Genomic DNA, 11,802 nt, shown 5'->3' on the forward strand with positions numbered 1-11,802 from the left:
TAATAAATTACCAACGATAATGCGCAAAAGCCTTATTAGCTTCAGCCATTCTATGTAATTCTTCTTTTTTTCGAACAGCATTTCCTTTATTTTCTATAGAATCTAATAATTCATTTTGTAAACGTAAAACCATAGATTTATCCAATCTTTTTCTAGCAGCTTCTATAATCCATCTCATCGCTAAAGTATTTCTTCTAACAGGACGAACTTCAACTGGTACTTGATAAGTAGAACCACCAACTCTTCTAGATTTTACTTCTACAACAGGTCTTACATTTTCCAACGCTAATTCAAAAACTTCTAACTCTTTTTTTTTTAATTTTTTTGATAAAAAATTTAAAGCAGAATATATAATAAATTCAGAAATAGATTTTTTACCATGAACCATTAATATATTAATAAATTTAGCTAAAAGATCTGAAGAAAATTTTGGATCTGGTAATATTTTTCGTGAAGTAATAACTCTTCTTCTAGGCATATATCAAACCCCAATAAAAAAAATATAATTATTTAAATAAAAAAAAACTATTTTTTACTTTTTTTTACTCCATATTTAGAACGACCTTGATTACGTTTCTTAACACCAGCACAATCTAAAGCTCCTCTTATTACATGATATCTAACACCTGGTAAATCTTTAACACGACCACCTCTAATTAAAATTACAGAATGTTCTTGTAAATTATGACCTTCTCCTCCTATATAAGAAGTAACTTCATAACCATTAGTTAAACGAACTCTACAAACTTTACGTAAAGCAGAATTAGGTTTTTTAGGAGTAGTAGTATAAACACGTATACAAACACCTCTTTTTTGAGGACAATTATTTAAAGCTGGAACATTAGTTTTTATAAATTTTCTTAAACGAGATTTTCTAACTAATTGATTTACTGTAGACATATATTTACCTCAAAAATATAAAATAATATTACCAACTAATTTGTTTTTTGTTCTTAACAGTTAAAAAAACAAATTGTTCATAATTAATAACAAAAAAAATACTAGAAATATTCTTTCTAAATCCTCTAGCTAATAAATCTTCTTCTAATACATATAAATTTTTTGTTAATGATTTAATTAATTTAATAAAATAATTATTTTTTAAAGAAATAATAACACCATCTTGAATAGCTAAAAAATCATCAAAAAAATCAATCATTTTAGAAAATCTATTGATATTATTATTTTTAAAAGGAGAATTCATAAGAATATGTAACAAATTTAAACCCCTTAAAATTTTAAAATATGATCATGAAATTTTATTTTTTTTTTTAAAAAAAAATTATTTAAAAAAATAACATTAATTAAATAATTAAAATTTTTATTTAAACCTCTTTCTTTTAAAGAATCTAAACAACAATAAAAATTATTAATTTTATATAAAGAAAATAATATCTTAAAAGCATTAACATAATTTTTAGATAATATATATTTAGGATTTTGATTAATAAATAATTGAAAAATACCATCATCTAAAAAAAATAAAGATATTTTTGTACAAACAGAAATTGATAAAACAAGATCTAGCGTTTCTCTACCATAACTATTTCCATGAGGAGCATAAGAAAATATTAAAGCTATAGATTTTTTATTCATATTTTAAAATTGAATTACTCTATCACATTTATTAATACAAAAACCTAATTTCATTAATCCAGTTAATTTAAAACAACTACTTATATTAGAATATTTTTTTTTAATATTTTTAATAACCCCTCTTCTCATAGCTGCGCTATAACATAAATTAAGTTTAACATTATAATTAACATATAAATCTTTCCAAGCTTGTAAAATATTAAATTCATCATTATTAGGAGAAATTAAATTATTTGCATTTAAAACACCATCAAAATGAAAAAAAATACTATACAATATATGCCCCAATTTAATAACCGATTTAGAAAATAAAAAACTAGTATTAGAATTTTGAGTTCCGTAAGGAGGACCTGTAACAATAATTAAATATTTCATTAAAAACCTAATCAAATAAAATAAATTTAAAAAAAAATTTTTTAAAAAAAAAAATAAATATTTTTATATTTAATAATACTATAAATAATAAAATAAAATAAAGTAAAATATTTAAAAATAATTTTATAAAAAAAAATAAAGGTTTTATCATGAAAAAATTTAACAAAATAGGAATAACAATTATAAGTTTTCTATCTTATTTTTATATTGGATCATTAGTAGTTGTAACAGGTATAATAATGAATCAAATTGCAAAATATTTTCATTATTCCATATCTGAAATCAGCAACATATTTACTTTTTTAAATTTTGGAATTTTAATAGGAATTATTATAAATTATTGGAGTATAAAAAAAATAAAAATAAAACAACAAATCACTATTAGTTTTATTTTAAATATATTTTCTTTAATAATATTATATTATTGTAAAAATATAATAATATTTTCTTTTATAATATTTATTTTTGGTGTAATCAGTGGAATGATAATGTCTATTGGAACTTTTTTAATAACTAATTTATATAAAAAATATCAAAGAAATTCAATGTTATTAATAACAGATTCTTTTTTTAGTATAGCTGGAATAATTTTTCCTTTAATTTATACATTTTTATTAAAAAAAAACTACTCATGGTATTATATTTATATAATTATTAATATTATTTATATTAAAATATTTATATTATCTAATTTCATAAAATTTCCAATATATAAAAAACAAAAAAATAAAAAAAAAAAAATAAAAATAAATAAAAATATAATTTTATTATTTTTTTCAGCTTTATTATATATATTAGGACAATTAAGTTTTATTTCATGGATACCATCATATATTACTAATAATTTAAATTTAAACATTTTACAAGCTAGTAAAATAATAAGTTTATTTTGGACAAGTTATATGATAGGAATGTGGTTTTTTAGTTTAATAATTAAAAAAATTGAAATTAAAAAATTAATTTCAATTTTACTTTTTATTTCAACTATATTAATTTTTTTATTTAATAACATTAAAAATTATCAATTATTAAAAATAATAATAATAAAATTAGGTTTTTTTTCAAGTGCTATCTATACTAGTTTAATTACATTAATTTCTTTAGAAACAAAAAAACCATCACCAAAATTAATTAATTTAATGTTATTATTTGGTACAATAGGAACTTTATTAACCTTTATAATATCTTCTCCAATAGTAAAAAAATACGGAATTCATAATTCTTTAATATTTTCAAATATAATATATTTTATTGTATTTAACTTAATACTATTACTTATATATTTTAAAAAAAAATAAATTTTAAAAAATATTAATCGCTTTATAAACTTTATATAAAGTTTTTTTAGCTATTAATTTTGCTTTTAAAGCTCCTTTATTTAATATATTTATTAAATAAGATTCATTTTTTCTATACATCCAATATTTTTTTTGTAATTTTATTAAAAATTTTAAAACAACATCAGATAATCTTTCTTTTAAAAAACTATATTTTTTTTTAAAAAAAAAATTTTCTAAAGTAATAATATTTTTATTAGTTAATTCAGAAAAAATAACTAACAAATTAGATATACCTGGTTTTTTTTTTTTATCATAATAAATAAAAGAAGGATTATCAGAATCAGTAACAGATCTTTTTATTTTATCAACAACACAATTTAAATTGTCCAACAAAAATATTACATTATTTTTATTAATATCTGATTTAGACATTTTTTTACATGGTTCTAATAATGACATAATTTTAGAACCATATTTTAATGTTAAAAAATTAGGTAAAGTAAAAATAGATCCATAAATTTTATTAAAACGAGTAACTATATTCCTTGTAAATTCAAGATGTTGAATTTGATCTTTTCCTATCGGAACAATATTAGTATTATATAAAATGATATCTGAAGCCATTAATAATGGATAATTTAACAAACTACTACCAACTTTATACCCTTCCGTTATTTTACTTTTAAATTGAGTCATTCTCATCAATTCTGAAACATTAGTAAAATAATTTAAAATCCATTGTAATTGTGTATGCTCATAAACATCTGATTGTTTAAAAATAATACTTTTATTAGGATCAATACCTGCAGCTAAATATATAGATAAAGTATCTAAAGTACAATTATTTAAAAATATATCTTTACTATTATTTAACGCATGTAAATCTGCAATACAATATAAACAATTATAATTATTTTGTAATTCAATCCATTTCTTAATAACACCAATATAATTTCCAATGGTTAAATCACCAGAAGGTCTTATAGCACTAAAAACAACAGATTTTTTTTTCATAAATAATACCAACTATGGTTTTAAATAATATAAAATTATCAAATATTCTTATAAAAATTATTTAATTTTAATTTAATTTTTTTAACAATATCATAAACATTAATATTATTAAAAATAGCAGAACCCATAACTAAAATATTAGCTCCAGATAAAATAACATCATTTATATTATCAATATTAATACCCCCATCTACTTCTAAAAAAATATCATAATTACCTTTTGAAATTTTTTTTTTAACAATTTTTAATTTATTTAATGTAGATGGAATAAAACTTTGACCACCAAAACCAGGATTCACTGACATTAATAATATTAAATCTAATTTATCCATAACATATTCTAAAAAATTTATTGGTGTGGATGGATTTAAAGCTAATCCTGCTTTACAACCACAATCTCTAATTAATTGTAAAGTATAATCAATATGTTCTGTTGATTCAGGATGAATAGTAATAAAATTAGCTCCAGCTTTTGCAAATTTAGGTATTAAAGAATTAACAGGTTTTGCCATAATATGAACATCTATAGGAGCAGTAATATTATAATCTCTTAATGATTTTAAAACCATTGGTCCAATAGTTAAATTATCAACATAATGATTATCCATAACATCAAAATGAATTAAATCAGCTCCAGCAGATAAAACTTTATTAATATCTTTTCCTAAACATGCAAAATTTGCAGATAAAATTGAAGGAGCCAATAAAATTTTATTCATTTTTTTCCCAATTATTATTTTAAAATTTTTAAAATAATATTATATTAATTAATTATAATAAAATTTTAAAAATTATTAAATCATAAAAACTTATTTACATTTTTTTATTGCTGCAATAATAATATTTTTATTAATATTATTAAATATTTTTGCTTTTCCTAAAGATAAAGGTAATATAAATTTTACTATTCCATTTGTATTTTTTTTATCACGAATAATATATGGAAAATATGAAAAATAAGAAACATCTTTAGGTAAATTTACTGGCAATCCAACTTTTTTTAATAAATTTATAATTCTATTCACAGAACTATGTTTTAAATAACCTAAAAATTCAGAAATATAAGAAGCAACAACCATTCCTAAAGAAACAGCTTCTCCATGTAACCATTTTTCATAATTAAAATATGATTCAATTGCATGACCAAAAGTATGACCAAAATTCAATAATGCTCTATTTCCATAATCAAATTCATCTGAAGAAATAATACTAGATTTTAGTTTACAACATTTTTTAATACAATACATTAAATATTTCTTTTTTAACTTTAAAATATTTAAAATATTATTTTCTAACCATTTAAAAAATTTCTTATCAAAAATAATTGCATATTTTATAACTTCAGCTAATCCAGAAATTAATTGTTTTTTAGGTAAAGTTTTTAATATATTTAAATCTATCCACACAGAAATAGGTTGCCAAAACGTTCCAATCATATTTTTTCCGAATTTATGATTTATTCCTGTTTTTCCTCCAATTGAAGCATCCACTTGCGAAAGTAAAGTTGTAGGAATTTGAATAAATTTTACCCCTCTTTGATAAATAGATGCAACAAAACCAGTGATATCTCCTATAACCCCCCCCCCTAAAGAAATTAAAGTAGTTTCTCTGGTATGTTTTTTTTTTAATAATTTTTTAATTATTAACTTTACTGTTTTAAAACTTTTAAATTTTTCATTATCTTTTATAATAATTTTATCAACTTTTATATTTAAAAAATTTAATAATTTTAAAATTTTTTTTTTATATAAATTAAATAAAAAAAAATTAGTAATTAATAAAACTTTTTTACCAAATTTTAATTTATTAAAAATATTTTTTTTAATAAAAATATTAGAACCAATAAAAATTGAATAACTTCTATCATTTAAATTTACATCAATTTTTTTCACTATATTTACCTTTTATTAAAAAAAAAATTATTTTTTTCCAATAATTTTATAATTTTAAAAACAACAGACTTAACACTTTGTTCATCAGTACTTAACGTTATATCAGAAATTTTCTTATATAAAGGTTTTCTTATTTTTTTTAAATTTTCTAAAACTTCTCTTAAAGATACATTATTAACTTGTAATAATGGTCTTCTTTTATCCTTTTGAGTACGTAAAATTTGTTTAGAAATTGTAGTTTTTAAATATATTACTATTCCTCTAGAAGATAAAAATTTACTTATAGTATTAGAAAGTATAGATCCTCCTCCAGTAGCCAATATAATTCCTTTTTTTTGTGTTAATTCATCAATAATTTTTTTTTCTCTTTTTCTAAACCCAGATTCTCCTTCTACATCAAAAACCCATCCAATATCAGCTCCAGTTCTTTTTTCTATCTCGCGATCAGAATCATAAAACTCCATATTAAGTTGTATAGACAACTGTTTTCCAATAGTACTTTTTCCTGCCCCCATAGGGCCAATTAAAAAAATATTTCGCTTTTCTACCATTTTTTTTTTTATATATTTTACAATAATAAAATTAATATTACCCAGTAAAAAAAAATACTGGAATAAAGAAAAAAATTTAACTAAATATATCTAATATACTTAAAATTAAATCCGAATAAATATTTTAAATAATTTTAAAATATAAAATTATTTAATTATAAAATACATTTTAATAAATATTTGACATTAAAATGAAATAATATAATATTTATTAATAAAACAATATAATTTTATCAAAAAAAAAATAAATATCAATATAAATTATTTTTTTTTTTTGGTGAGGTGCCCGAGAGGTTTAAGGGACATGCTTGGAAAGCATGCATACGGAAACGTATCAAGGGTTCGAATCCCTTCCTCGCCAAAAAAAATAAAATATAAATTAATTTATTAAATTATTTCTAATGCTAATTTAATTAATTTATTAGAACATATTATTCTATCATTAATTGATATTTTTTTATTATTTAATATATTATCAGAAACCATACAAATAGACAAAGCTTTTACTTTCATTTCTAATGCTATACTATACAAAGCAACTGTTTCCATATCTATAGCTAAAATATTAAATTTACGCATAAAATCATAAACATCATTATTTGGTTCATAAAAAAAATCACTAGTAAAAAAATTACCTATAAAAACATCAATACTTAATTTTTTTGAAAATTTTTTAGCTTTGTATAATAATTCAAAATCTGCAATAGCAGAAAAATCATAATTATTAAAACGTAATCTATTAATATTAGAATTTGTACAAGCACCCATACTAATTACAATATCATTCAAATTAATTTTTTTATTAATTGTTCCACAAGTTCCTATTCTAATAATTTTCTTTACATTATAATATTGAATTAATTCTTGAACATATAATAAACAAGAAGGAATTCCAATACCATGACTCATAATAGAAATTTTTTTATTTTTATAATATCCAGTATATCCTAAAATAAATCTAATTTCATTAATTTTAATAACATTTTTTAAATATTTTTTAGCAATATATTTAACTCTTTTAGGATCACCTGAAATTATCACTTTATCAGAAAAATCATTTTTACAAGCATTAATATGAATAGTAGACATTTTATAAATAAAAACTCAAAATTATAAAAAAATAAAATAATTTATATTAATAACATATTTTTTCCATATAACATATTAGATAAAGAAAAATATGATGCAATAGTTTGCCCAATATCAGAAAAAGTTTTTCTATGTCCCAAAAAAATAGATTTAATATTTTTTTTATATAACAAAATAGGAATATTTTCTCTAGTATGATCTGTTCCTTTCCAAGTTGGATCACAACCATGATCAGAAGTAATTATTAATAAATCATCTTTTCTCATTACATTTAATATTTCTGGAATTCGTTTATCAAAATATTCTAAACCATTAGCATAACCAACAACATCTCTTCTATGTCCCCATAAAGAATCAAAATCAACAAAATTAGTAAAAATAATAACATTTTTTAAAAAATTATTTTTTATAGAATCAATTGTAACATCTAATAAATTAGATAACCCTGAAATTTTAATAGTTTCTGTAATTCCAACATTAGAAAAAATATCTGAAACTTTTCCTATAGCAATAACTTTACCATTTTTTTCATCAATTAACTTCTCTAAAACAGTTTTACCATAAGGAGGAATACAAAAATCAAACCTATTCGAAGTTCTTAAAAAATTTCCTAAATTATCTTTAATAAACGGTCTAATAATAACTCTAGAAATTTTATATTTATTTCTATCTAAAATTAAACGTGTAATTTTTCCTAAATTATATAATTTTCTTAAACCAAAACTTTTTTCATCACATGCAATTTGAACAACAGAATCAGAAGAAGTATAAATAATAGGTTTTTTAGTAAAAATATGTTCATTACCAAATTCATTTAAAATAAAAGTTCCAGAAGATCGACAATTTCCTAACCATCCATTAAAACTAAATTTAGAATTAATTTCATCTAAAATAAATTTTGGAATACTATTTTTTTTTTTTTTAAAATAATCCCATTTAAATAATATTGGAAGACCAACTATCTCCCAATGTCCCGTTAATGTATCTTTACTAGTAGATATAGAACTTGCATAAGCATAACTAGAAATAACATCATTAAATTTTATATCACATCCTAAAGGAAATTTCCCAGTAGAAAATTTTGAAGCACAAGATAAACCTAATTTTAATAAATTTGGTATTTTTATTATTTTTTTTTTATTTAAAATTTTTCTTTTAAAAAAACAAAATTTTGCTATATTTCCTAAAGTATCAGAACCTTTATCTCCAAATTGATCAGAATCTTCACTAGATCCTATCCCTAAAGAATCTAAAAGCAATATAAAAACTCTTTTCATTTTACCTACTTTAAAAATATTTAAAAAAAATAAGAATAAGAATGCTTTCCTTTAATATGTTTAGTTACATCAATTACCCCTTTTATTGTTGAAAATTTTTCAATAATCTTTTTTTCAATATTATCTTTTAAAGTTTTATTAATCATTGAACATCCATTACATCCACCACTAAAAATTAACAAAGCATATTTTTTTTTATTAATATTTTTTAAAGAAACTTTACCTTTATGTAAAATTAAATTTGGATTAATTACAGTATCTAAATAATTAATTAATTTTTTTTCTAATATATTATTTTTTTTAAAAATTTTTGATTTTAATAAAGGAGGAGAAATAATTAAATTTATCCCTAAATCATTTAAAGATAAATCTATTATAGTATTTTTTAAATATTTCATTTCAACTTTATTAACATACACATTAAAAAAAAAATATTTTACAATTATATCAAATTCATCAATATCTTCTTTAAAACAATATGACATCCCACATTTAACTTTTTTAATATTATAATTAATAATAAAAATACGAATTCCAGTTTTTTTATTTTGTTTTAATAATAACTCTTTTAAATATTTTTGAGCTGATTTAGATATATTAATCATATTTATTTACCAAAAAAAAATAAAATAAAATAAAAAAAAAATTAAAAAGGAATATCTTCATCAAATTCTTCATCTAAAAAATTTTTTTCTTTATTTTTTTTTTTTTTTACATGATATTTTTTTTTATTTTTTTTATTTTTACGAGATTGTGATAAATTTAAAGAACTATTAGAATTTTTATTACCTAACATTTGCATAGTTCCTCCAATATTCACTACTACTTCTGTAGTATATCTATCTATTCCATTTTGATCTTTCCACTTTCTTGTTTGTAAAGAACCTTCAATATATACTTGCGAACCTTTTTTTAAATAATCACTCGCTATTTCAGCTAATTTACCAAATAATACAACACGATGCCATTCTGTTTTTTCTTTCATTTCTCCAGTATTTTTATCTCTCCATGTATCTGAAGTCGCTAAAGAAATATTCACTATAGCATTACCATTAGACATATAACGAATTTCTGGATCTTGACCTAAATTTCCAATTAAAATAACTTTATTAATACCTTTACTAGCCATAATATATACTCTCTAATAAAATAATTTTAAATTTTATATAATAAACATAAAATTAAACATATTAATTAATTTATAATAATTAATATAAAATAAAAACATAATATTAATTATTTAAAAATAATTTTTTATTTTGTTAAAAAAACATTAATACTTTTTTTAAAAAAATAATTTTAATGGTTTCATATGAAAAAAAAAAAAATAATATATAAAAAATATTACAAAAAAAAAAATATAAAAAATTTACCACACTCAATAGAAGCAGAAAAATCTATATTAGGAGGTTTAATGCTTGATAATAAAAAATGGGACAAAATAACAGAGAAAATAGTAATAAATGATTTTTTTAGTATACAACATCAAAAAATATTTAAAGAAATGAAAAAATTAATAGAAATTGGAAACCCAATAGATTTAATTACATTATCTGAATCATTAGAACAAAAAAATGAATTAAAAAACGTTGGAAAATTTGCATACTTAGCAGAATTATCAAAAAATACTCCTAGCACAATTAATATTTCATCATATGCTGATATTATTAAAGAAAAATCAATCATTAGAGAAATAATAAATACATCTAATAAAATTTTAAATATTAGTTATAACCCAAAAGGAAAAAAAAGTGATGAATTATTAGATTATGCCGAATCAAAAATATTTGAAATATCAGAAAAAAGATATAAAAAAAATAAAGGACCAAAAAACATTTCACAAATATTAGATTCTACTATATCTACTATAGAAAAATTATTTAACAATCCTAATAATGGAATAACAGGAATTAATACTGGTTATCACGATTTAAATAAAAAAACCTCAGGATTACAAAATTCCGAATTAATAATTATTGCAGCAAGACCTTCAATGGGAAAAACAACTTTTGCAATGAATTTATGTGAAAATATAGCAATGATATACAAAAAACCAATTTTAATATTTAGTCTAGAAATGCCAGGAGAACAAATTATGATGAGAATGTTATCATCATTATCAAGAGTAAATCAATCAAATATCAGAAATGGTCAACTAAATCATGAAGATTGGTCTAGAATATCTAGTACCATAAATATTTTATTAAAAAAAAAAAATATTTACATTGATGATTCTTCTGTATTAACTCCTAATGAAATAAGGTCAAGAGCAAGAAAAATTTACAGAGAACATAACGGACTTAGTGTAATTATGATTGATTATTTACAATTAATAAAAATCCCTTCATTATCAGATAATAGAACATTAGAAATAGCAGAAATTTCTAGAACTTTAAAAGCTTTATCAAAAGAATTAGAAATTCCTATAATAGCATTATCTCAATTAAATAGATCCTTAGAACAAAGATCTGATAAAAGACCAGTAAATTCAGATTTAAGAGAATCAGGATCTTTAGAACAAGATGCTGATCTTATAATGTTCATTTACAGAGATGAATTATATAATGAAGAAAGTGATTTAAAAGGAATTGCAGAAATTATTATAGGAAAACAAAGAAATGGTCCAATTGGAACTATCAAATTAACTTTTAACGGAAATTTATCAAGATTTGATAATTATTTAAAAAACAATAAAAATTATTAATAAAAAAATATAAAATTATATTAT

Annotated in this window: 15 protein-coding genes and 1 tRNA gene; 3 read left to right on the plus strand and 13 right to left on the minus strand. The window is 19.8% G+C overall.

What is annotated here, in order from left to right; genetic code table 11:
• Window positions 1-7: 7 nt before the first annotated feature.
• The 5 genes from rpsG to tusD are packed head-to-tail and all read right to left on the minus strand — an operon-like array spanning window position 8 to window position 1,971.
• Window positions 8-478: a 30S ribosomal protein S7 gene (gene rpsG, locus RJT27_RS01755; protein ID WP_343189413.1), complete on the minus strand. Its 471-nt coding sequence runs from the start codon at window positions 476-478 to the stop codon at window positions 8-10.
• Window positions 479-525: 47 nt separating this feature from the next.
• Window positions 526-900 carry a 30S ribosomal protein S12 gene (gene rpsL, locus RJT27_RS01760; protein WP_343189414.1) on the minus strand — a complete coding sequence of 125 codons (375 nt, stop codon included), beginning with the start codon at window positions 898-900 and terminating at the stop codon, window positions 526-528.
• 28 nt (window positions 901-928) lie between these two features.
• On the minus strand, window positions 929-1,219 hold the full coding sequence (gene tusB, locus RJT27_RS01765; RefSeq protein ID WP_343189415.1) for a sulfurtransferase complex subunit TusB: 291 nt from the start codon (window positions 1,217-1,219) through the stop codon (window positions 929-931).
• Window positions 1,220-1,230: 11 nt separating this feature from the next.
• Window positions 1,231-1,596 carry a sulfurtransferase complex subunit TusC gene (gene tusC, locus RJT27_RS01770; protein WP_343189416.1) on the minus strand — a complete coding sequence of 122 codons (366 nt, stop codon included), beginning with the start codon at window positions 1,594-1,596 and terminating at the stop codon, window positions 1,231-1,233.
• A gap of 3 nt (window positions 1,597-1,599) precedes the next feature.
• Window positions 1,600-1,971 (minus strand): sulfurtransferase complex subunit TusD, encoded by a 372-nt coding sequence (tusD, locus tag RJT27_RS01775; RefSeq protein ID WP_343189417.1) that lies wholly within the window; start codon window positions 1,969-1,971, stop codon window positions 1,600-1,602.
• 149 nt (window positions 1,972-2,120) lie between these two features.
• Here tusD and tsgA point away from each other — a divergent pair, with 149 nt between their 5' ends.
• Entirely contained in the window at window positions 2,121-3,269 is a 1,149-nt protein-coding gene (gene tsgA, locus RJT27_RS01780; RefSeq protein WP_343189418.1) for an MFS transporter TsgA, read from the plus strand.
• 3 nt (window positions 3,270-3,272) lie between these two features.
• On the opposite strand, the gene trpS is transcribed toward tsgA, so the two are convergent.
• From trpS to aroK, 4 genes are all read right to left on the minus strand, one after another.
• Window positions 3,273-4,265, minus strand: a complete 993-nt coding sequence (trpS, locus tag RJT27_RS01785; protein ID WP_343189419.1) for a tryptophan--tRNA ligase — start codon at window positions 4,263-4,265, stop codon at window positions 3,273-3,275.
• Between the two features lie 38 nt (window positions 4,266-4,303).
• Complete coding sequence (rpe, locus tag RJT27_RS01790; protein WP_343189420.1) at window positions 4,304-4,984, minus strand: ribulose-phosphate 3-epimerase; 681 nt, start codon at window positions 4,982-4,984, stop codon at window positions 4,304-4,306.
• 90 nt (window positions 4,985-5,074) lie between these two features.
• The gene (gene aroB, locus RJT27_RS01795) at window positions 5,075-6,157 is read right to left on the minus strand and encodes a 3-dehydroquinate synthase (protein WP_343189421.1); all 1,083 of its coding nucleotides are present in this window, start codon (window positions 6,155-6,157) and stop codon (window positions 5,075-5,077) included.
• Window positions 6,158-6,162: 5 nt separating this feature from the next.
• On the minus strand, window positions 6,163-6,708 hold the full coding sequence (gene aroK, locus RJT27_RS01800) for a shikimate kinase AroK (protein ID WP_343189422.1): 546 nt from the start codon (window positions 6,706-6,708) through the stop codon (window positions 6,163-6,165).
• Window positions 6,709-6,984: 276 nt separating this feature from the next.
• On the opposite strand from aroK, the gene RJT27_RS01805 reads away from it, so the two are divergent.
• A tRNA-Ser gene (locus RJT27_RS01805) sits at window positions 6,985-7,069 on the plus strand.
• Between the two features lie 26 nt (window positions 7,070-7,095).
• Here the strand turns inward: RJT27_RS01805 and deoD are convergent.
• Genes deoD through ssb form a run of 4 tightly spaced genes read right to left on the minus strand, consistent with a single transcriptional unit; the run spans window position 7,096 to window position 10,203 of the window.
• Entirely contained in the window at window positions 7,096-7,797 is a 702-nt protein-coding gene (gene deoD / locus RJT27_RS01810; RefSeq protein WP_343189423.1) for a purine-nucleoside phosphorylase, read from the minus strand.
• 41 nt (window positions 7,798-7,838) lie between these two features.
• The gene (locus RJT27_RS01815) at window positions 7,839-9,074 is read right to left on the minus strand and encodes a phosphopentomutase (protein ID WP_343189424.1); all 1,236 of its coding nucleotides are present in this window, start codon (window positions 9,072-9,074) and stop codon (window positions 7,839-7,841) included.
• A 20-nt stretch (window positions 9,075-9,094) separates the two neighbouring features.
• Entirely contained in the window at window positions 9,095-9,679 is a 585-nt protein-coding gene (locus tag RJT27_RS01820; RefSeq protein ID WP_343189425.1) for a NifU family protein, read from the minus strand.
• A gap of 41 nt (window positions 9,680-9,720) precedes the next feature.
• Entirely contained in the window at window positions 9,721-10,203 is a 483-nt protein-coding gene (ssb, locus tag RJT27_RS01825) for a single-stranded DNA-binding protein (RefSeq protein ID WP_343189426.1), read from the minus strand.
• A 183-nt stretch (window positions 10,204-10,386) separates the two neighbouring features.
• Between ssb and dnaB the strand changes: the two genes are divergently transcribed.
• Window positions 10,387-11,778, plus strand: a complete 1,392-nt coding sequence (gene dnaB, locus RJT27_RS01830) for a replicative DNA helicase (protein WP_343189427.1) — start codon at window positions 10,387-10,389, stop codon at window positions 11,776-11,778.
• The last annotated feature ends 24 nt before the right edge of the window (window positions 11,779-11,802 follow it).

It is taken from the genome of Buchnera aphidicola (Greenidea ficicola) (assembly GCF_039386055.1).
In the GTDB taxonomy this organism is placed as follows: Bacteria; Pseudomonadota; Gammaproteobacteria; order Enterobacterales; family Enterobacteriaceae; genus Buchnera_K; species Buchnera_K aphidicola_A.

Excerpts from the sequence above, each read along its gene's own strand:
- rpsG (WP_343189413.1), bottom strand. The coding sequence starts at position 478 with ATGCCTAGAAGAAGAGTTATTACTTCACGAAAAATATTACCAGATCCA.
- trpS (WP_343189419.1), bottom strand. The coding sequence starts at position 4,265 with ATGAAAAAAAAATCTGTTGTTTTTAGTGCTATAAGACCTTCTGGTGAT.
- tusC (WP_343189416.1), bottom strand. The coding sequence starts at position 1,596 with ATGAATAAAAAATCTATAGCTTTAATATTTTCTTATGCTCCTCATGGA.
- RJT27_RS01820 (WP_343189425.1), bottom strand. The coding sequence starts at position 9,679 with ATGATTAATATATCTAAATCAGCTCAAAAATATTTAAAAGAGTTATTA.
- deoD (WP_343189423.1), bottom strand. The coding sequence starts at position 7,797 with ATGTCTACTATTCATATTAATGCTTGTAAAAATGATTTTTCTGATAAA.
- tusD (WP_343189417.1), bottom strand. The coding sequence starts at position 1,971 with ATGAAATATTTAATTATTGTTACAGGTCCTCCTTACGGAACTCAAAAT.
- aroK (WP_343189422.1), bottom strand. The coding sequence starts at position 6,708 with ATGGTAGAAAAGCGAAATATTTTTTTAATTGGCCCTATGGGGGCAGGA.
- rpe (WP_343189420.1), bottom strand. The coding sequence starts at position 4,984 with ATGAATAAAATTTTATTGGCTCCTTCAATTTTATCTGCAAATTTTGCA.
- tsgA (WP_343189418.1), top strand. The coding sequence starts at position 2,121 with ATGAAAAAATTTAACAAAATAGGAATAACAATTATAAGTTTTCTATCT.
- dnaB (WP_343189427.1), top strand. The coding sequence starts at position 10,387 with ATGAAAAAAAAAAAAATAATATATAAAAAATATTACAAAAAAAAAAAT.
- ssb (WP_343189426.1), bottom strand. The coding sequence starts at position 10,203 with ATGGCTAGTAAAGGTATTAATAAAGTTATTTTAATTGGAAATTTAGGT.
- RJT27_RS01815 (WP_343189424.1), bottom strand. The coding sequence starts at position 9,074 with ATGAAAAGAGTTTTTATATTGCTTTTAGATTCTTTAGGGATAGGATCT.
- rpsL (WP_343189414.1), bottom strand. The coding sequence starts at position 900 with ATGTCTACAGTAAATCAATTAGTTAGAAAATCTCGTTTAAGAAAATTT.